At 69.0% G+C, this 19,591-nt stretch carries 20 protein-coding genes; 6 read left to right on the top strand and 14 right to left on the bottom strand.

Annotation, left to right across the window (positions count from 1 at the left end):
* From NBRGI_RS47085 to NBRGI_RS41780, 3 genes are all read right to left on the bottom strand, one after another.
* A partial coding sequence (locus tag NBRGI_RS47085) for an anti-sigma-D factor RsdA (protein WP_268808480.1) occupies positions 1 to 182 on the bottom strand: 182 nt, incomplete at its 3' end.
* Positions 175 to 753, bottom strand: a complete 579-nt coding sequence (locus tag NBRGI_RS41775; RefSeq protein WP_014981830.1) for a sigma-70 family RNA polymerase sigma factor — start codon at positions 751 to 753, stop codon at positions 175 to 177. The genes NBRGI_RS41775 and NBRGI_RS47085, both read right to left, overlap by 8 nt.
* A gap of 168 nt (positions 754 to 921) precedes the next feature.
* The gene (locus NBRGI_RS41780; RefSeq protein WP_051728441.1) at positions 922 to 1,782 is read right to left on the bottom strand and encodes a hypothetical protein; all 861 of its coding nucleotides are present in this window, start codon (positions 1,780 to 1,782) and stop codon (positions 922 to 924) included.
* Between the two features lie 625 nt (positions 1,783 to 2,407).
* Here NBRGI_RS41780 and NBRGI_RS41785 point away from each other — a divergent pair.
* The 3 genes from NBRGI_RS41785 (at position 2,408) to NBRGI_RS41795 (ending at position 3,893) form a co-directional block, all read left to right on the top strand.
* Positions 2,408 to 2,701 (top strand): WhiB family transcriptional regulator, encoded by a 294-nt coding sequence (locus tag NBRGI_RS41785; protein ID WP_014981828.1) that lies wholly within the window; start codon positions 2,408 to 2,410, stop codon positions 2,699 to 2,701.
* Between the two features lie 363 nt (positions 2,702 to 3,064).
* Positions 3,065 to 3,640: a sigma-70 family RNA polymerase sigma factor gene (locus tag NBRGI_RS41790; RefSeq protein WP_029903658.1), complete on the top strand. Its 576-nt coding sequence runs from the start codon at positions 3,065 to 3,067 to the stop codon at positions 3,638 to 3,640.
* A 1-nt stretch (position 3,641) separates the two neighbouring features.
* Positions 3,642 to 3,893, top strand: coding sequence for an RskA family anti-sigma factor (locus NBRGI_RS41795; RefSeq protein ID WP_029903660.1), 252 nt, complete (start codon positions 3,642 to 3,644; stop codon positions 3,891 to 3,893).
* 83 nt (positions 3,894 to 3,976) lie between these two features.
* On the opposite strand, the gene groL is transcribed toward NBRGI_RS41795, so the two are convergent.
* Both groL and groES read right to left on the bottom strand, forming a co-directional pair.
* Entirely contained in the window at positions 3,977 to 5,587 is a 1,611-nt protein-coding gene (groL, locus tag NBRGI_RS41800) for a chaperonin GroEL (protein ID WP_029903662.1), read from the bottom strand.
* 131 nt (positions 5,588 to 5,718) lie between these two features.
* Positions 5,719 to 6,018 (bottom strand): co-chaperone GroES, encoded by a 300-nt coding sequence (gene groES / locus NBRGI_RS41805; RefSeq protein ID WP_014981824.1) that lies wholly within the window; start codon positions 6,016 to 6,018, stop codon positions 5,719 to 5,721.
* Positions 6,019 to 6,848: 830 nt separating this feature from the next.
* Between groES and NBRGI_RS41810 the strand changes: the two genes are divergently transcribed.
* Positions 6,849 to 8,396 (top strand): Hsp70 family protein, encoded by a 1,548-nt coding sequence (locus NBRGI_RS41810; RefSeq protein ID WP_036562820.1) that lies wholly within the window; start codon positions 6,849 to 6,851, stop codon positions 8,394 to 8,396.
* 37 nt (positions 8,397 to 8,433) lie between these two features.
* Here the strand turns inward: NBRGI_RS41810 and tsaD are convergent, their stop codons facing one another.
* The 7 genes from tsaD to NBRGI_RS41845 form a co-directional block, all read right to left on the bottom strand.
* Positions 8,434 to 9,477: a tRNA (adenosine(37)-N6)-threonylcarbamoyltransferase complex transferase subunit TsaD gene (gene tsaD, locus NBRGI_RS41815; RefSeq protein WP_029903665.1), complete on the bottom strand. Its 1,044-nt coding sequence runs from the start codon at positions 9,475 to 9,477 to the stop codon at positions 8,434 to 8,436.
* Positions 9,474 to 9,968 (bottom strand): ribosomal protein S18-alanine N-acetyltransferase, encoded by a 495-nt coding sequence (rimI, locus tag NBRGI_RS41820; protein ID WP_148311164.1) that lies wholly within the window; start codon positions 9,966 to 9,968, stop codon positions 9,474 to 9,476. The genes tsaD and rimI overlap by 4 nt, the downstream gene beginning before the upstream one ends.
* A 5-nt stretch (positions 9,969 to 9,973) precedes the next feature.
* On the bottom strand, positions 9,974 to 10,654 hold the full coding sequence (tsaB, locus tag NBRGI_RS41825) for a tRNA (adenosine(37)-N6)-threonylcarbamoyltransferase complex dimerization subunit type 1 TsaB (protein ID WP_029903672.1): 681 nt from the start codon (positions 10,652 to 10,654) through the stop codon (positions 9,974 to 9,976).
* Positions 10,655 to 10,709: 55 nt separating this feature from the next.
* Positions 10,710 to 11,156, bottom strand: coding sequence for a tRNA (adenosine(37)-N6)-threonylcarbamoyltransferase complex ATPase subunit type 1 TsaE (tsaE, locus tag NBRGI_RS41830; protein WP_029903674.1), 447 nt, complete (start codon positions 11,154 to 11,156; stop codon positions 10,710 to 10,712).
* A complete protein-coding gene (locus tag NBRGI_RS41835) occupies positions 11,149 to 12,228 on the bottom strand; it encodes an alpha/beta hydrolase (protein WP_029903676.1) in 1,080 nt (359 codons plus the stop codon). Before NBRGI_RS41835 ends, tsaE begins: the two co-directional genes overlap by 8 nt.
* Positions 12,225 to 13,388 carry an alanine racemase gene (gene alr, locus NBRGI_RS41840; RefSeq protein ID WP_267467059.1) on the bottom strand — a complete coding sequence of 388 codons (1,164 nt, stop codon included), beginning with the start codon at positions 13,386 to 13,388 and terminating at the stop codon, positions 12,225 to 12,227. The genes NBRGI_RS41835 and alr overlap by 4 nt, the downstream gene beginning before the upstream one ends.
* A gap of 182 nt (positions 13,389 to 13,570) precedes the next feature.
* The gene (locus tag NBRGI_RS41845) at positions 13,571 to 15,019 is read right to left on the bottom strand and encodes an NAD(P)H-hydrate dehydratase (protein WP_029903679.1); all 1,449 of its coding nucleotides are present in this window, start codon (positions 15,017 to 15,019) and stop codon (positions 13,571 to 13,573) included.
* Between the two features lie 75 nt (positions 15,020 to 15,094).
* Here NBRGI_RS41845 and NBRGI_RS44790 point away from each other — a divergent pair, with 75 nt between their 5' ends.
* Entirely contained in the window at positions 15,095 to 15,667 is a 573-nt protein-coding gene (locus tag NBRGI_RS44790; protein ID WP_235211290.1) for a plastocyanin/azurin family copper-binding protein, read from the top strand.
* Here NBRGI_RS44790 and NBRGI_RS41855 read toward each other — a convergent pair.
* Positions 15,615 to 16,106, bottom strand: a complete 492-nt coding sequence (locus NBRGI_RS41855; RefSeq protein WP_029903680.1) for a MarR family winged helix-turn-helix transcriptional regulator — start codon at positions 16,104 to 16,106, stop codon at positions 15,615 to 15,617. The two genes, NBRGI_RS44790 and NBRGI_RS41855, sit on opposite strands and share 53 nt — an antisense overlap.
* Positions 16,107 to 16,244: 138 nt before the next feature.
* On the opposite strand from NBRGI_RS41855, the gene NBRGI_RS41860 reads away from it, so the two are divergent.
* The gene (locus NBRGI_RS41860; RefSeq protein ID WP_029903681.1) at positions 16,245 to 17,426 is read left to right on the top strand and encodes an MFS transporter; all 1,182 of its coding nucleotides are present in this window, start codon (positions 16,245 to 16,247) and stop codon (positions 17,424 to 17,426) included.
* Between the two features lie 249 nt (positions 17,427 to 17,675).
* On the opposite strand, the gene glmS is transcribed toward NBRGI_RS41860, so the two are convergent.
* Entirely contained in the window at positions 17,676 to 19,559 is a 1,884-nt protein-coding gene (gene glmS, locus NBRGI_RS41865; protein WP_029903682.1) for a glutamine--fructose-6-phosphate transaminase (isomerizing), read from the bottom strand.
* Positions 19,560 to 19,591 lie beyond the last annotated feature (32 nt).

The raw sequence follows: 19,591 nt of genomic DNA on the forward strand, positions 1-19,591 counted from the left end.
TCCGCGCTGTCGGTGCGCACCTGGCCATCGCTTGCGATGGCATCGATCAGCACATCGTCGCGGCGTACCGCGGCGATGTCGACCGGGCCGGTGTCCCCTGACGCGTCGGCGTAGGGACCGCTGTTTCGCGATCCAAGCCGCGCTTTCCAGTCGCCCCGACCGCGCCCGCCATCCCTAGCCATACATTTCACCTGCCCTCGCCACTTGAGACTTGAGTTTCGCGAGTGCCCTGTGCTGAGCCACTCGTATCGCGCCCGCCGTACTGCCCATGGCGACTGCGGTTTCTTCGGCTGACAAACCCATGACCAATCGCAGGATCAAGATCTCTCGGTGTTTCTCGGGGAGCGTCGCGAGCAGACGGTTCATCTGCCTGCTCGTCTCCGATTCGAGAGCGCGTTGTTCCGGACCATGGTCGGTGGATATGACATCTGGTACTTCGGCCATCGCCTCCGCCTTGTTACGGGCGGCGTTGCGATGGGCGTCGGCGACCTTGTGCGAAGCGATTCCGTAAACGAAGGCCATGAAGGGCCTGCCCTGGTCTTGATACCTGGGCAAGGCGGTCATCACGGCCAAACAGACCTCCTGCGCAACGTCGTCCGCGGAGAGCTGCCCACGCTCCGCGGCTCCGATCCGCGCGCGGCAGTAGCGCACCACCAGCGGGCGGATCATCTCCAGTACCTGAGCTAAAGCGGATCTGTCGCCCTGCGCAGCGGCAGCGACGGCGAGGTCCAACTCTTCGCCCGTGTTCGTCATCGTCAGAGAGATTCCTGGCGTTACAAGTGGCACGGTCGGTGTTGACCGGTGCTTCCACCGAAGCGGCGGAACGGAACTAACAATAGCGATACAGCGCGCGGAACAAGGCAACTGGGAGCGCATGCGCGCACGAAATGCGCGCGGCCCCGCGGCCGCCCGGCGCGAACCTCATCCCGCGGTCATCGGGCGGAACCGCCCGCCACGTCGGACGATGGTCGCCGCGCAGTCCTGCGCCTCGGCGGCGGCGCCCGGGACGGACAGGCCGGCGCGCAGCATCGCACTCGCCCAGCGCAGCGGCAGCAGGCCGTGTTCGCGGCACTGCGCACCGACCTGTTCGGCGAGTTCGCGAGACCGGTCGTGATCGCCGGCCGCCGCGGCGGCAGCGGCGACCAGGAGGCGGGACTTGACCCGATGCCGCACCGAGGGGCTGTCCTCGGCGAGCTCGAGCCCGGCGGCCGCGCTGCGCCGTGCCGGCTCGACAAGGCCTGCGGCAAGCGCCGTTTCGGCGCCGACCCAGTGCCTGCGCAGGGCTGGACGCCAGCCGAGCTCCCCGCCGGGCAGCAGTTCGTCCACCCGTTGCAACAGCCGCCAGGACAGCGCCAGGCGGCCGGTGCCGAGCGCGTCCGCGGCGAGACCGGTCAGTGCGTCGCAGATCGCTTCGGCGGCGGGGAAGCGAGAGTGCACGGGGTCCGCCAGGTCCCCGAGCGATCGTGCCGAGACCAGTGCGGCCGCGCGACCGTCGTGGGCGGCGGCGCGGGCGTGCCAGCCGAGCTGGCGCAGCAGCGACCCCGTGGTGCTCGCGGCCAGCGAAAGCAACACCGGATCCGTGCTCGCGCCGCCGATAATTCGTAATTCCGCGCGCGCCGCCGCATAACATCCCTGCCCGCCGAGAATCACCGCTCGATACCACGAAGCGAGCGCACCGGGCGCGGTCGGCAACTCGGCAGCGGCGAGGCCCGGACGGGCGCCGAACGCACCGTCGGCGAGGACCTCGATACGGGGATCTCCGAGCGGAGCAGGCACGAACACCGCCGAACTGTATACCGGGCGCACCCAGCGCAGTGACCGGGAGAAAGACCGCAAACAACCAACCGGCTACCGCACAGCATTTACGACGACTATGTCATGTTTCCGTCAGGTAAATCTCATCGCCGTAATCCCGAGGTGGCCGTGATCATTATTCACAGGCGTTTCGCGCAATTTACCTGGACGCCCCGTTTTCGCCATCTCGACACCACACGCCGCACCGGGGGCCGGACGCCATCGTGACCGCCCCCACACCGGTCATCGCCAGCTCTGAACGGTTCAGATCTCCAAAAAACGCACTCTACCTGCGAAAATGAGTCCAGATCGAGGGCAGCAGCGACCGATGCGCCTCTGGTCAACCGATCAGTATCGCCGGAACCAATGCGAAAAGTAAACAGCTCAGAGGTTAAATTTCGCAGCCTAAGATTTGGAAAACTGCTGCGCCGAACTATTGACGGAATTTCGCGGCTGGACCTAACGTAGCTCATCGCCACAGTCGGCGCCGCGCGAAATTGCAGCGACCGCAACGGGCAGCACAGGGGCACTCGCCGACACAGCGCCGTGGCCTACAACTTTGCAGAACAACTGCTCGACAACGCTGACGAGCTCGCACCACGAGGAGTTCACCATGCCCATGCCCACCCACCTCCCCGGGCCGAACGCCGATGTCTGGGATTGGCAGATGCGAGGGTCCTGCCGTGGGCAGGACTCCGCCGTGTTCTTCCACCCCGACGGCGAACGTGGCCGCGCCCGTACCGCGCGTGAGATGCGCGCCAAAGAGATCTGCCGGGCCTGCCCGGTGCTGATGCAGTGCCGCAGCCATGCCCTCAAAGTCAGCGAGCCCTACGGCATCTGGGGTGGCATGTCCGAAACCGAACGCGAGATGCACGCCCGGCGCAATCGCCGCCGCATGGCGGTCTGATCCAAAAATTTTCCCATCCATGTGGCGCGGCGCGCCGAATCCCTAGCAAACAACCGGCAGGCGATATGCGGTCACCACCGCAGCGCCGCCGGCGCCAAAGGCCAGAAGCCAAATAACCTGACGAGCCCTGCGTTTCGCAGTTGATTTCGGCGTGTCACGGCGTGTCTCAGCGCGAGATGCTCCGGCGTGTCGAAGTTTTCCGCAAAGTCGCTGGGCCACAGTCGGTTTGCCGACACCCCAGTCGAAGGGAGGTCATAGCGGCCCGCTACGGTGGTGACCGATGACACAGAATGGAGCGTTGTGACAACGCGGCAGCCGGCCGCAGAGGGCGACTCGTTCCGAAGAGATGCCTTCCCACCCGGTGTGGATTCTGCGGTTACGGCCCGCGCCGCCGAAAGTATCGAGCTCGCCGCATTGCTGGACAAGTGCGGCCAAGCCGACCAGGAAGCCTTCGCCGAGCTATACGACCGGACGTCCGCGCGCGTCTTCGGTCTGGTGCTGCGCGTCCTACACGACCCCGGATACGCCGAGGAGACGACCCAAGAGGTCTATCTACAGGTTTGGCGCACCGCCGCCAGCTTCGACCCCGACAAGGGCTCGGCCGTGACGTGGTTGATGACGCTGGCGCATCGGCGAGCCGTCGACCGGGTACGCGCCGAGCAGGCGCACACCCAACGCGAGGTCGCCTACGGCATCCGGGTGCTCGGTAACGAATTCGACGAAGTGACCGAAGAGGTAGAGCGAAGGCTCGAACAGCAGGCCGTCCTGGACGGTCTCGCAACCTTGACCGAGACCCAGCGAGAAGCCATCTCGCTCGCCTACTACGGCGGGCGAACCTATGCGGAGGTAGCCCACTACCTTGGCGTAGGGTTACCGACCGTTAAGTCCCGAATTCGGGACGGATTGACACGACTCAAAAGAAGTTTGGGGGTGACGTGAGATGAACGAACGCCAGGTCGATCTCGCGCACACCGTCGCGCTCGGATCGATCGACGACGAAGACCACCATGAGGTGCAGGAACTGCTCGACACCGAGGACCCCGCGCTACGTGCGGAGTTCATCACCGAGATCCGGCGGACGCGCGAGGCCCTCGCGACGCTCGCCACTGCTACGGCCAGCCAACCGCCCGCAGCGTTGCGGAGTCGGTTGCTCGCCGCCATCGCGGCCGAACAGCCGCCCGTAGCCTCTTGAACTCATAGCAGCCACTCGGCACATAAAACGAAGGCCCCCGGACGATGTCCGAGGGCCTTCTCTGGTTCTGCGCCAGGGTCAGCTCAGTGGCTGTGCCCGTGGTGGTTGTGCTCCGGCGCCTCTTCGGCGGGCTTGTCCACGACCGCGCTCTCGGTGGTCAGGATCATCCGCGCCACCGACGCCGCGTTCACGACGGCCGAGCGGGTCACCTTCACCGGGTCGACGACACCGTCGGTCACCAGGTCGCCGTAGCTGAGGGTGGCGGCGTTGAAACCGTCCTTGCCCTCGGCGACCTTGCTGACCACCACGGAACCGTCCACGCCCGCGTTGGTGGCGATCCAGAACAGCGGAGCCGACAACGCGGTCCGCACCGCCTCGACGCCGACCGCCTCGTCACCGGACAGCGAGTCGCGCAGGTCACCGAGCTTGGCCGCCGCCTGCACCAGCGCGGAGCCGCCGCCGGGCACGATGCCCTCCTCGACCGCCGCCTTGGCCGCGCTGACCGCGTCCTCGACCCGGTACTTGCGCTCCTTGAGCGCCGTCTCGGTGGCCGCGCCGACCTTGATCACCGCGACGCCGCCGGACAGCTTGGCCAGCCGCTCCTCGAGCTTCTCGCGATCCCAGTCGGAGTCGGTGGCCTCGATCTCCCGCCGCAGCTGCGCGCTGCGCGCCGAAATGTCCTCGGCGGTACCCGCACCATCGATGATGGTGGTGTCGTCCTTGCTGACGACGACGCGGCGCGCCTTGCCCAGCACGTCCAGACCGGCCTCGCGCAACGTGATGCCCAGGTCCGGGTTGATCACGGTGCCCGCGGTGACCACGGCCAGGTCGTCCAGGAACGCCTTGCGCCGGTCACCGAAGAACGGCGCCTTCACCGCGACGGCCTTGATCGTCTTGCGGATCGAGTTGACCACCAGGGTGGACAGCGCCTCGCCCTCGACGTCCTCGGCGATGATCAGCACCGGCTTACCGGATTCGGCGATCTTCTCCAGCAGCGGCAGGAAGTCGGGCAGCGAGCTGACCTTCTCCCGGTGCAGCAGGATGTAGGCGTCCTCCAGCACGGCCTGCTGGGCGTCGACGTCGGTGACGAAGTACGGCGACAGGTAGCCCTTGTCGAACTGCACGCCCTCGGTGACGACCAGCTCGGTCTGCAGCGTCGAGGACTCCTCGACGGTGACGACGCCGTCCTTGCCGACGACGGTCAGCGCCTTGCCGACCATCTCGCCGATCTCCTCGTCCCGCGAGGAGACCGTGGCGACCTGTGCGATGGCCTTCTCGCCGGACACCGGGGTGGCCGCGGCCAGCAGCGCCTCGGCGACCGCGTCGGCGGCCTTGGCGATGCCCGCGCCGAGCGCGATCGGGTTCGCGCCCGCGGCGACGTTCTTCAGGCCGGCCCGGACCAGCGCCTGGGCCAGCACGGTGGCGGTGGTGGTGCCGTCGCCCGCCACATCGTTGGTCTTGGTGGCGACGCTCTTGACCAGCTGCGCGCCGAGATTCTCGAACGGGTCCTCGAGGTCGATCTCGCGCGCGATGGTGACACCGTCGTTGGTCACGGTCGGGCCGCCGAAGGCCTTCGCGAGCACGACGTGGCGGCCACGCGGGCCCAGGGTGACCTTGACGGCATCGGCGAGCTTGTCGACACCGCGTTCCAGAGCCCGGCGAGCGCGCTCGTCGAACTCGATCTGCTTTGCCATAAGTCCTATTCCTTGGATTCCAGGGCTTGAGATGACACTGCCCCGGCCCCGCTCAGCGGAACCGGGGCAGTGGCACGACTAGATCCGGGCGGTCGGGTGGCAGCGGACCGTCACCACCGCGCGGAGCGCGGTCACTTGGTGACGACGGCCAGCACGTCGCGCGCCGACAGGATGAGGTATTCCTCGCCCTGGTACTTGATCTCGGTGCCGCCGTACTTGCTGTAGATGACGGTGTCACCTTCCTTGACGTCGACCGGGATGCGGTCACCCTTGTCGGTGACGCGGCCTTCGCCGACGGCGATGACGGTGCCCTCCTGCGGCTTTTCCTTCGCCGTGTCGGGGATGACCAGGCCGGAGGCCGTCGTCGTCTCGGCCTCGTTGGCCTGGACGAGGATCTTGTCCTCGAGCGGCTTGATGTTCACGCTCGCCACGTTGAGCCCTCCACTTTCAGGGGATTACCGGAACTGTTGTTCCGGACCATCGGTATCTGTATCGGTCACAGGTTCTTTCGAGCGACCTGCAAACAGTCGCAAGCGGTAGCCGACCCTGCGCACAGCCCCGTCGTCGCGGGTGCCGGGACCCCTGCTCAGTAGTCGAAACTGCCTGGCACAAGCACAGCGCACCGAGCGGACGGAAGTCCGGCCGGGCACGTCACGCAGTGCCGACTAGCACTCTATACATGAGAGTGCCAGCGCTCAAGGCCGGGCGGTGCCAATTTCGGAACACCGTGCAGCCCAGGCGGTCGCGACACGCCCAACGCACGCTCGCGGGGGTTCCAAATAGATCCGGAAAACTGTAACGTTCGGATAACGGATTGTGACACTATTGACGACGGTCGCTGTCCGACCACTGTGTTCGTCTCGAACCAGTGCCGTCGGAGACCAGGGGTCGTCAACAGCAGGCACGTCGTCACGGCACTCGGCTTCACCGAATACCTCAGCGGCACCGAACAGTTCAGCGGCACCGAGCAGTTCCACGGCACCGACGCCCCGGAGCCCGCGAACACCCGGCACCGAGGAACACCCAGCGTCACCAGAACTACGTCTCATCGAGAGCTGCACCAGAGAGCTAGCCACACGTGATCCACCGCCGGTCCCCGCGACCCAACCGGACAACGGGACCGACCGGATTTCGGAGTCCGAACCGTGCGTCGACCACGACGATTCGGCAGTCCAACGAGATGGTCGGCGACAACGAGTTGCTTACGAGAGCGAATACCCCAGCCGCACATGACCATCCGCTCGAAGGGAGGTGAATGAACATGCGAACATCCCTCGGCATCTCCGCCGGGTCCGAGGTCGTGTGCTCGGCACTGGTCGCCACCGCCTCGAACGGGGCGCAGAGCTTCGATTACCGGGTCGTCTCCGCCGACGCGGCGCATTCCGATCTCGGCGACCTGGTCGCCTCCTCGATCGAGTTGATGACCACCCAGCTGCCGACCACCCAGCTGGCCCACGACGTGGACTACCCCGTCGGCGCCCGGTTCGCCGGCGCGAGCCCGCGCAACCTCGAATCGCCGACCAGCAGGCCGCCCACCAGCGTCGCCGTCGCCTATCGGACCAAGGAGCAGGCGCAGGCGATCCGCTCGGCCACCGGCAAGCAGCGCGAACTGCGCCTGGTACCCGAGGGCACCGCGGCACTCACCTATCTCCGGCACACCGGCCTGCTCGATCGCTACGAGACGGTCGCCATCGTCGACCTCGGCGCGAGCGGGCTCACCGTCACCGTGGCCGACCAGGCCGACGGCACGGTGCTGCGGTCCGAGCGCACCGGCGCGATCAGCGGCAACGCCATCGATGACCTGATCTACCACCATCTGGTCGATCTGCACTACGCGCGGCGCGGCACCCGGCCCAACCGCGGCATGCTGACCAACCGCGGCCGCGCGGCCAAGGAGCATCTGTCCATCGCGCCCGCCGTCACCATCGACCATGTCGCCGGGCAGCCGCTCAAGCTGACCAGGGCCGACTTCGAAGAGCTCATCGCCGACCTGCTCCGCGAGACCGCCGTCTTCGCGGCCGCGGTGTTCGCCCGGGCGCCCAAGTTCCCCGAAGCGGTGGCCGTGATCGGCGGCGGCGCCAATATCCCCGCCGTCGTGGACACCCTCGCCCACCAGCTCGACGTGCCGGTGTTCACCGTGGAAGATCCCGATGCCGTGATCGCGAAAGGCGCCGCGCTGGTTGCCGATTCGGTCCAGCCTTCGGTGATCCCGCTGGCCGCGCTCAGCAGTGACGCGCCGGTCGGCACGTTCACCAAGGTGGTCGGCACGCTCGCCGGTGCCATCGTCGTGGTCGGGCTGATCATCGGCTACGGCGTGAAGACGTTCGCGCCCACCTCCGACGACGAGGTCTCCCCCGCGGGCACCACCAGCAGCGCGTCCCAGCTGCCGCCCGCGCCGGTGAGCGTCGTCCCGCCGACCGGTGCCACCGGTGGGCGTACCCAGGAGAGCACCAACCGGCCGAGCGACGGCAACCTGCCCTCGATCACCCAGGACCGCGGACAGCCGTCGAGCACGCCGGCCCCGTCCTCGGCCCCGCCGCCCAGCCCGCCCACCCTGCGGCCGGACCCGAACCTCCCGGTCATCCCGTTCCCCGAGCTGCTCGGCCCGCTGTTCGGCAACCCCACCACGCCCCCGGGCGGTTCCTCAGGGCAGGACAAACCCAAGCCCGGAGCCGCCCCCACACCGACCCAGGTTCCGCCCACCGGTCAACGCCAGGCCCCCGCCCAATCCCAACTGCCGGTCATCCCCCGCTCGAACTCCGGCTCCGCCCACATCGGCGGAACCGAGAAGCCGGGCTACTCGGACTGAACCGGGTTCGCCCGGGGCCGGAAGGGGTGCGGGCGGGTTAGGGGACGCGGCTTACCGAGACCGGGAGGCCGGGGTCGGTGGCTACGGTGAGGGCGGAGGGGGGTGCGCCGCCGGCGATCACGTGGGCGCCGAGGGCGGCGATCATCACGCCATTGTCGGTGCACAGGCGGGGTTTGGGCACGCGGAGGGTCAATCCGGCGGCGGCGCAACGGTCTTCGGCCATCGAGCGGATCCGGGAATTGGCGGTGGCGCCGCCGCCGAGCACCAGGGTGTCGACGCCGACGTCCTGTGCGGCACGGACCGCCTTCATGGTGAGCACGTCGGCGACCGCTTCCTGGAACGACGCGGCGATATTCGGGATGGGCAGATCGGCGGCGGTCAGGCCGCTGCGCTGCGCTGCCTCGACGTAGCGGGCGACAGCGGTTTTCAGGCCGGAGAAGGAGAAATCGTATCGGGCGTCCCGCGGGCCGGTCATGCCGCGCGGAAAGGCGATCGCGCCCGGATCACCCTGTGCGGCAGCGGCGTCCAGTGCCGGGCCGCCGGGAAAGCCGAGCCCGAGCAACCGCGCGACCTTGTCGAACGCCTCGCCCGCGGCATCGTCGACGGTGCTGCCCAGCTCGACGATCGGTTCGGCCAGATCGGTGACGTGCAGCAGGTGGGTGTGCCCGCCGGACACGAGCAGCGCGACACACGGCGGCATCGGACCGTGCTCCAGCGTATCCACCGCGACGTGCCCGCCGAGATGGTTCAACGCGTAGAACGGCACATCCCACGCCGCCGCATAGGCTTTCGCCGCCGCGACGCCGACCAGCAACGCGCCCGCCAGCCCGGGGCCGATGGTCACGGCCAGCGCGTCGGGCTTGGCGATACCGGCCGCGGCGAGCGCCCGGCGCATAGCGGGGACGATCGCTTCCAGGTGCGCACGGGACGCGATCTCGGGCACCACACCGCCGAAGCGGGCGTGCTGATCCACGCTGGAGGCGACCTCGTCGGCGAGCAGTTCGCAGCTGCCGTCGGCGTGCCTGCGCACGATGCCGACTCCGGTTTCGTCGCAGGAGCTTTCGATGCCCATGATGATCACGAGAGCACCTCGTCCGGCAGGGGCAGGGCGCTCAGCGCGGGCCTGCGCATGGTGTAGGCGTCGGCGCCGCTGGGGTGGTAGTAGTTCTTGCGCAGGCCGATGATGTGGAATCCGTGCTTGGCGTACAACGCGATCGCGGGATCGTTGTCGGTGCGCACCTCGAGGAACACCGGTCCGCCGCGCTTGCCCGCCTCGTCGAGCAGGGCTTCCAGCAGCCGGGTGCCGATGCCGGCGCGCAGGCAGTTCGGGTCGACGCCGATGGTGTGCACCTCGGCTTCGGGGTGTCGGTCGTCACCGAGCAGCGCGATGCCGGCGTAGCCGACCATTCGCCCGTCGGCGTCGCGCGCGGTGATGTAGCGATTGTGTGCCGCAGCCAGTTCCGACTGGAACGCGACCGCGTGCCAGGGATCGTCCTCCGGGAACAGCAGCTGTTCCAGTTCGACGCAGCGGTCGATGTCGGTGGCGACCATCGGTTCGATCCGGATGTCCACCGGTTTCACGCTCCCGTCCGGTCGAGGGTGCGGTAGCTCTTCTCGACGGCGTCGGGCCTGCGCAGGTACAGCGGCACCAGCGGGTCGGGCACCGCGCGCGCGAGCACGGCGGCAGCGGCGACCGTGGCCAGTCCGGCCGGTGAGGGCGTCTCCACCGGCAGCACCGGTAGGTCGAAGAAGTCGACGTGCGAGGCGGATCCGGCGATCACGGTGGCCTGTGCGAGATCGACCTCGCCGGGCTTGGCCACCTCCGGTCCCGCGACGCGCACGCCGTCGCGGTAACGCGCCCAGTAGACCTCGCGGCGGCGCGCGTCGGTGACGACGAGCAGTTCGCTCTCGGGGGTGAGGTCCGCCGCGGCGTCGGCGGCGATGGCGTCGAGACTGCACACCCCGTAGACCGGCAGCCCGAGCGCGTCACCGAAGGCCGCGGCGGTCGCCATGCCGACCCGCAGTCCGGTGAACGGGCCGGGGCCGATGCCGACCACGACCGCCGCGAGATCGGTCCTGGAACGGCCTGCCTCGGTGAGACATTCGAGGATCTGCGGCGTGAGCACCTCGGCATGCGCACGCGGATCGACCCGCACACGGGAGGCGACCGTGCGCGTCTGGATCGGTGCTGCCTGCTCCAGTTCCACCAATCCCGCGGTCACGGCGGGTGTCGCGGTGTCGACACTTAATACCAGCATGATTGACCCAACGATACCGGGTGGTAGCTGCCGTCGGTGCGGAGCTACCAGGTAGTTAATCCACCCATTCCCATTCGGCGGTGCGCACGTCCGAATCAGGTTCGCGCGAGAGCTGCACCCACAGATGCCGGTCGCTCAGGTGCTCCACGACGCCGCGGCCCCACTCCACCACGACCACCGCCTGGTGCAGCTCGGTGTCGAGGTCCAGCGCGTCCAACTCGTCGAGGTCGCCGCCGAGCCGGTAAGCGTCCACGTGCACCAGCGGTACCGCCCCTACCTGCGCACCTGCCCGATGCTGCCGCGCGATGATGAAGGTGGGCGAACTCACCCTGCCCTGCACACCGAGCCCCGCCGCGATGCCGCGAGTCAGTGCCGTCTTGCCCGCGCCGAGCGGCCCGTCCAGCACGACCAGGTCGCCGGCGCCGAGCCCGGCGGCCAGTTCCCGGCCGAGTGCCTCGGTGTCGGCCACCGTGGGCAGCGTGCGTTGCTGACGATCAGCCACTGGTCACCTCCGACGGGTGCGGTTCGAGCACGCCGGCGCGCACCAGCAATCGATCGAGCGCGTCGTTGACGATGTCCGGGAATTGCAGATGTGCCATGTGCGCGGCCTCCCGCAGATGAATCAGCTCACTGGCCTTCAACTCTCGCGCGAGCGCGCGGGAGTTGCGGAACGGGATCACCAGGTCGTGCGAGCCACCGATGATCAGCACCGGCACCTGGGCCAGCGCGGGCAGCGCGGCCGACTCGTCGTGCAACTCGATGGCTTTCAGGAATTTCATGATGGTCTCGACCGGGGTGTCGTCGATCATCATCGTGGTGAACCGGGACAGCGTCGGGCTCACCGGCCCGTGGAACGAGCTGACGTGCAGGATCGGCGTGATCACATGCCGCGCCGTGGTCCGGCCCGCCTGCACCAGCGCGGGCGCGGCGGCCACGGCCATCCGGAAGCCGTCGATGGCGGGATTGCGCAGCAGCTGCGTGATCCCGGCCGCGGTGACCTCGGCCGCCGCCGTGGACAGCAGCGCGATCCCGACCACCCGCCGCGCGAACAACTCCGGGAACTGCGCCGCGGCCGCCAGCACCGACATCCCGCCCAGCGAATGACCCACCAGCACCACCGGGCCGGTCGGCGCGGTGGCCGTGATCACGGCGGCGAGGTCGCGGCCGAGCTGGGAGACGGTGCAGCGCTCGGTCGCCGAGTTGCCGGAGCGGCCGTGCCCGCGCAGATCGAACAGCACCAGCCGAGCCCGTGCGCCCCAGCGCTTTTCGAGGTCACGGCGTTGAAAGTGAAAGGACTCCATGGTGTTGCAGAAGCCGTGCACGAAGATCACCGTGACCGGCGCGTCCGCGGGGCCGCATTCGCGGGTGGCCAAGCGCACACCGTCCTCGGTGTGCACACTGCCCGCACGATCCTCATCGATGAGCGCGAAGTTCTCGTCGCGATATTCGTCCCGGCGGGCGGGCCAGAGCACCCGGGCGCCGGCGCGGCGCAGGGCGTGCGCCCCGGCCAGCGCGGCGATCACGCCCGCAGTGGCCAGACCGCCGCGGACCGCGGTGACCCGGCGTCTGCTCACCGGCCACCGCCTACATAGCGGCGAACCGACCGGCCGCGCGGCGAACACACCACCTCGTAGTGAATGGTGCCGAGCAGATCCGCCCATTCCTGGGCGCGCGGTTCGCCCGGACCGCCGCCGAACAGGACGGCTGTATCGCCCTCCCGGACGTTCGCGGCGTTGTCGCCGAGGTCGACTACGAACTGGTCCATGCAGATCCGTCCGACGTTCGGCCTGCGCGCACCGCCCAGCCACACCTCGAAACGTCCACTGAGCGGCCGGAATACGCCGTCGGCATAGCCCACCGGGATCAGCGCCACCGTGGTGTCGCGCGGGGCGTACCAGGTGTGCCCGTACGAGACGCCCTCGCCCGCCGCGACCTGCTTGACCAGCGCGACCCGCGCCTGGAAGGTCATGGCCGGGCGCAGCCCGAAGTCCTCAGCGACGGGACTGTGCCCGTACATCGCGATGCCCGGGCGGACCATGTCGAACGCGAGGTCGGGGCGGGTCAGCGTGGCGGGCGAGTTCGCCAGATGCACCAGTTCCGGTTCCAGGCCGTGTTCCTTGGCGACGGCGATCGCCTCCAGGAAACGGTCGCGCTGCATGTCGTTGACCGGATGCGCGGGTTCGTCGGCATTCGCGAGGTGGGAGAACAGCGCCCGGAACCGCATCGCCTGCGCGTCGACCAGCGTCCGCAATTCCGCAAGGGCCTGCGGATATTCGACCGGTGACAGCCCGTTGCGGTTGAGGCCGGTGTCGACCTTGAGCGAGACCGTCGCCGTCCGGCCGGTCTGCTCGGTCGCGGCGGCCACTGCCCGCAGATGATCGAGCGAGGACACCCCGATCTCGATATCCGCGCGGATCGCCGCGGCGTAATCGGCGGCAGAATTGTTGAGCCAGCTCAGAATAGGCGCGGTGATACCCGCGTCGCGCAGCTGGACGGCCTCGGCGATCGTGGTGACGCCTAGCTCGGCGGCTCCCGCGGCCAGCGCCGCCTTGCCGACCTCGACCGCGCCGTGGTTGTAGCCGTCGGCCTTGACGACCGCCATCACGGCGGCGTCGCCCGCGAGTTCGCGCAGGATCCGCACGTTGTGCGCGATGGCGTCGAGATCGACAACCGTCTCCACTTGCACTGTTCCGCCTCTCCGGGAGTTCGGGTGCCACCCTGGGTGGCGCGGCAACCGGCGGCGACCGCGGCCGTGCCGTCAGACCGTGCCCGGCGAGTTACCCATGCGCTCCCGAAAGTTGTCACCGGTGTTCTGCCAGAGTCTATCGACCGGGAATGTCCTGGTGGAGTCGGTGGGCACGGAGGTGGTCGGGGGCACAGCGCGCCGCACGGTCTATCACGGCGGGCGGGTGCGGGTCAGACGACACGGTCGGCGAAGGCGCGCAAGGTGCCGATCGCCGGACGGAGGTGCTCGAGTAGGGGTGTCGCGGAGATCGGCGCGCCGACCGAGTGGCCCTCCTGGGCAGCGAGGTTGGCCGCCAACGCGTGCACCCGGGCGGCGGCGGCCGCCGACCAGGCTGGATCGCGGCCTGCCGCGAGCAGCGCACCGAGAATGCCGGAGAGGACGTCACCGGCTCCCGCGGTGGCGGCCCAGGACGCGCCCGCCTCATTGACCAGGACCGGCGCGCCCGCAGTGGCCACGAGGGTGGCGCGCCCCTTCAACAGGACGGTGACCTGCCAGTCCTCGGCGAGCGAACGGACCGCACCGACCCGGTCCGGCCCGACTCCGTGCCCGGTGAGGCGCGCGAATTCGCCTGCGTGCGGGGTCAATACCGTCGGCGCGGTGCGGGCACGCACCAGCTCGGGTTCGGCGGCGAGCATGGTGAGGCCGTCGGCGTCGACGACGACCGGCAGCTCCGTGGCGAGGATCTCGACGAGACGATTGCGGGCATCGGCGTCGGTGCCCGCGCCCGGGCCGAACACCCACGACTGCACCCGGCCCACTTCCGAGACCTGCTGGGTGGCAATCACTTCGGGGAACTTCGCGAGCACATCGGCGGCGCCGGCGCCGGCATAGCGCACCATGCCCGAGGTCGCCGCGACCGCCGCACCCGTGCACAGCACCGCCGCGCCCGGATAGCTCGCGCTGCCCGCGCAGATGCCGGTCACCCCCTGGGTGTACTTGTCGTCGGTCGCCGCCGGTATCGGCCAGTCCGCACCGATCGACCCCGGTTCCAGCGCGGCCAGATTCGGCCCGGGTAGTCGTAACCCGATGGGTACCAGCTCCGTTCGCCCGCAGTACGGCGCGGCCAGGACATGCACCGGCTTGTACGCGCCGAACGCCACCGTGACGTCGGCGCGGACGGCGGGGCCGGTGACCGCGCCGGTATCCGGGTCGACGCCGCTCGGCAGGTCCGCGGCGACGATCGGAACCCGCAGGCCCGCAACCAGTTCCGCGGCACCGGGCCGCAACGACCCGCGGCCGGAGATCCCGACGATGCCGTCGACCACCAGGTCTGGGCTGCCGACCTCCGCGCGCACCCGCCCACCGGCCTTACGCAGTGCCGCAAGACCTTTCGCGTGCGCCCGCGCCGGGTTCAACAGCACCGCCGCCACTTCGACACCGCGACGGCGCAGCATCGATCCGGCCCACAGCGCGTCGCCACCATTGTCGCCGGAGCCGACGAGCAAGGTCACCGCACGACCGGCGACCCCGCCGGTGCGCGCCCGCAGCTCCGCCGCGACGACCTTGGCCAGCCCGTACGCCGCGCGCTGCATGGGCACGCCGTCCGGGACGCGCGTGAACAGCTCGGCCTCCGCCGCGCGCACTTCGTCTGCGGTGAAATAGCCCCGCTGCGTGGACATGAGCGATCCTCCACTGGGTTGTTCGGTACGGCTGCCGCGCGGACCCGCAACGTCAGCAGACTACGCTTGGCCATCATGCCAATGCCCACGCGTCGCGCACGGTCCACGCAGGTCGCCACCGGAGTGGCGGTGCTGACCGCGATGCTGGTGGCGGGCTGCGGCGGTGGCGATTCCGGCCCCGCCGCGACGAGCACGAAGCGGCCAGCGCCTCCGGTGACCACCACCACCCAGCCTGCGGGCGATACGAAACCGGCCGCCGTCACCATCGATGTGCGCGACATGAAGTTCGCGCCCGGTGAGGTGACCGTCAAGGTCGGCGACACCGTCACCTGGCATTTCACCGACAAGGCCCCGCACACCGTGCAAGGCATCGGCGACAAGGCGATGGGCCTCAACAGCCCGATCATCGACAAAGGCGACTGGAGCTACACCTTCACCGCGCCGGGGACCTACCGCTATCTCTGCTCCCTGCCCCGGAAATGCGCGGCGCCGTCACCGTGCAGTAAGACACGCCCCAATAGCGCACACCCCAGCGCAGTAGGCGCAGTCCCGCTCGACGCCGGCTCTCGCCGGCGGCGAGCGGAACATACGCGCGTCAGACCGGGCGGTAGGCGCGGGTGCGCGGACTACGAGCCGACGTCGTGTTGAGCGCCTCGACCGCAGCCACCAGCGGGGCCAGCTCCGGGTCCGCCGCCGCTTGGCCGAGTGCACTGGCGAGCGCGTCGTCGTGGGTCGGGCGCGCCCGGTCCAGCAGCGCGAGACCGGGCGGGGTGACGTCGGTGTAGATGCCGCGGCGATCGTCGGGGCACAGGTAGCGCTGGAGCAGGCCACGGTCTTCCAGGCGGGTGACCAGCCGGGTCGTCGCACTCTGACTCAGCACCACCGCCTCCGCGACCTGGTTCATCCGTAGGTGACCGCCGGGACCGTCGTGCTGCCTGCTCAACACCACCAGCAGCGAGTACTCGCGGACGCTCAGGTCGTGGCCGGATTGCAGGGCGCGTTCGATGTGCGCCTCGATCCGATCGTGCAGCAGCGACAGTGCGTACCAGCCATCGGCCAAGCCGGTCAGGGCGGCATCCGCGGTCATGATCGTCCTTCCGCGTAGGGAGTGTCCTTCCAGGATAGATGACGTTCGCAATAGCCCGCGCTTGCAATTATCACGCGTTTGCAATTATTGTTGACGCCCGTAAGGCTCAAGCGCAATATCACGTGGAGGCTCTCGCCCATGCCGCTCGCACTCCTCGCCCTGACCCTCGGGGCCTTCGGAATCGGCACCACCGAATTCGTGGTCGTCGGACTGCTGCCCGACATCGCGGACACCTACGCGGTGTCCATCCCCACCGCGGGCCTGCTGGTCACCGGATACGCGCTCGGCGTGGTGGCCGGCGCGCCGCTGATGACCGGGCTCGGCACCCGCGTCTCACGCAAACGCATGCTCCTCGGCATGCTCGTGCTTCTGGTCGCGGGCAACGTATTGTCCGCCGTCGCACCGACTTTCGGGCTGATGCTGACCGGCCGGATCGTCGCTTCGCTGGCGCACGGCGCGTTCTTCGGCATCGGCGCGGTGGTCGCGGGCAGCGTGGTCCGCCCCGACAAGCGCGCGGGCGCCATCGCGATCATGTTCACCGGCCTCACCGTCGCCACCATGGTCGGCGTGCCCTTCGGCACCCTGCTCGGCCAGCAGTTCGGCTGGCGGCTCACCTTCCTGATCGTCGCGCTGGTCGGACTCGTCGGGCTGCTCGGCGTCGCTTTGCTGGTGCCCGAGCAGCCCGCACCGCAGGACGCCCGGCTGCGCACCGAGCTCGCCGTGTTCCGCAATCCGCAGGTGCTGCTCGCGATGGCCATGACGGTGCTCGGGTTCGGCGGGGTGTTCGCGGCGATCACCTACCTCGCCCCGATGATGACCGAGGTCACCGGTTTCGCGGACAGCTCGGTCACCTGGCTGCTCGTCCTGTTCGGCCTCGGCTTCTGCGCGGGCAACCTGATCGGTGGCAAATTCGCCGACCGGCACCTGATGCCGATGCTCTACCTCACGCTGAGCGGACTCGCTGTGGTGCTCGCGCTGTTCACCCTCACCGCGCACAACAAGGTCACGGCCGCGATCACGATCGTGCTGATCGGCGCGCTCGGCTTCGCCACCGTGCCGCCGCTGCAGAAGCGCGTCCTCGACCAGGCTTCGGGCGCACCGACTTTGGCGTCGGCGGTCAACATCGGCGCGTTCAACCTCGGCAATGCCGTGGCAGCGTGGCTCGGCGGCCTGGTCATCGCCGCGGGCTTCGGCTACACCGCGCCGAACTGGGTCGGGGTCGCGCTGGTGGTCACCGCGCTCGGCCTGGCCGTCTGGTCGGGCGCGCTCGAACGCCGGGCTGCTGGCGAACCGGCCCCCGCGCTGGTGCCGGCGAACTGAGTCCGATCAGATCCGGCGGCGACCTGTGGTCGCCGCCGGATTTGCGTCGAGCCTGGCGAAAGTTGTTGCTGCCAGCGACCCACATGGTGCGGCGGTCATCGACGAGGATCCGCTCATGGCCTGCCGCCCGTTTCGGAGCGCAGTCGGTTCTCCGGCTTCAGCGAGGCCGCGCGGCGTTCATTGGTCACCGGCGGCCGGGCGTACGCGGCGGTGCTGGGTCGCCATGACCAATGGCGCAGCGCTGCCCGACTACTCGACCGTGACGGACTTGGCCAGGTTGCGCGGCTTGTCCACGTCATAGCCGCGGGCCTGCGCCACCTCGGCCGCGAAGATCTGCAACGGGACCGTCGACAGCAACGGCTGGAACAGCGTCGGCGCGGACGGGATCTCGATCAGGTCATCGGCGAACGGCCGCACCGTGTCGTCGCCCTCCTCCGCGATCACGATGGTGCGCGCGCCACGCGCCTGGATCTCCCTGATATTGCTGAGCAGCTTGGAATGCAGCACCGCGCGGCCCTTCGGCGACGGCATCACCACGATCACCGGCAGGCCGTCCTCGATCAGCGCGATCGGACCGTGCTTGAGCTCACCGGCCGCGAAGCCTTCGGCGTGCATGTACGCCAGTTCCTTGAGCTTCAGCGCACCCTCCAGCGCCACCGGGTAACCGACGTGGCGGCCCAGGAAGAGCACCGTCTGGACATGAGCGAGCTCCCGCGCGATGGCCCGCACCTGCGGACCGGTCGCCAGTACCCGCTCGACCAGCTTCGGCATCGCTTCCAGTTCGGCGAACTCGCGAGCCACCTCGTCCGGGTACTTGGTGCCCCGCGCCTGCGCCAGCGCCAAGCCGACCAGATAGTTCGCGGTGACCTGCGCCAGGAACGCCTTCGTCGACGCGACGCCGATTTCCGGACCGGTCCTGGTGTACAGCACGGCGTCCGACTCGCGCGGGATCTGTGCGCCGTTGGTGTTGCAGATCGCCAGCACCCTGGCCTTCTGCTCCTTGGCGTGCCGCACCGCCTCGAGCGTGTCGGCGGTCTCGCCCGACTGCGAGATCGCCACCACCAGCGTGGAACGATCCAACACCGGGTCCCGGTAACGGAATTCGCTGGCCAGCTCCACCTCGACGGGCAACCTGGTCCAGTGCTCGATCGCGTACTTGGCGAGCAAGCCCGCGTGGTACGAACTGCCACAGGCGACGACGAACACCTTGTCGAAGTCGCGCAGTTCCTGATCGGCCAGGCGCTGCTCGTCCAGCACGATCCGGCCCGCACCGTCCTGATCCTGGCTGAAATGCCCGATCAGCGTGTCCGCGACACCCGCGGGCTGCTCCTCGATCTCCTTGAGCATGAAGTAGTCGTGGCCACCCTTTTCAGCGGCGGCCAGATCCCAGTCGATCGTGAACGGGCGGGTCCGCGCGACCGCGTCGGTCCCCGCGAAATCGGTGACCGTGTAGGTGTCCGCGGTGATCACCACCGCCTGGTCCTGCCCGAGTTCGACCGCCTCGCGGGTGTGCTCGATGAACGCCGTGACGTCGGAGGCGATGAACATTTCGCCCTTGCCGACACCGACCACCAGCGGGGTCGAGCGGCGCGCCGCGACGATCATCTCCGGATGGTCCGCGTGCGTGAAGACCAGCGTGAACGCGCCCTCCAACCGGCGCAGCACCGCGAGCGCGCTCGCCGCGAAATCGCCCGCCGTCGGGCCCGCGGCGTAAGCCTGCGCGATCAGGTGCACCGCGACCTCGGTGTCGGTGTCGCTGCGCAGTTCGACCCCGGCGTCCTCCAGTTCGCGGCGCAGCGGGGCGAAGTTCTCGATGATGCCGTTGTGCACCACGGCGACCTTGCCGCTGTGGTCGCGATGCGGGTGCGCGTTACGGTCGGTCGGCGCGCCGTGGGTAGCCCAGCGGGTGTGCCCCATGCCGGTGGTGCCCGCGAACCGCGCCACCCCGACCTCGGCCAGTTCGGCCTCCAGGTTGGCCAGCTTGCCCGCCTTGCGTTCCACCGCCAACGCGCCGGTGCCGTCGACGATCGCCACGCCCGCGGAGTCGTAGCCGCGATATTCCATGCGGCGCAACGCGTCAACGACAACGCCGAGCGCGTCCCGGTATCCGACGTACCCCACGATTCCGCACATGGCTCACCAGAGTACTTATCGGATAACGTTCT

It is taken from the genome of Nocardia brasiliensis IFM 10847 (assembly GCF_000710915.1).
Classification (GTDB): domain Bacteria; phylum Actinomycetota; class Actinomycetes; order Mycobacteriales; family Mycobacteriaceae; genus Nocardia; species Nocardia brasiliensis_A.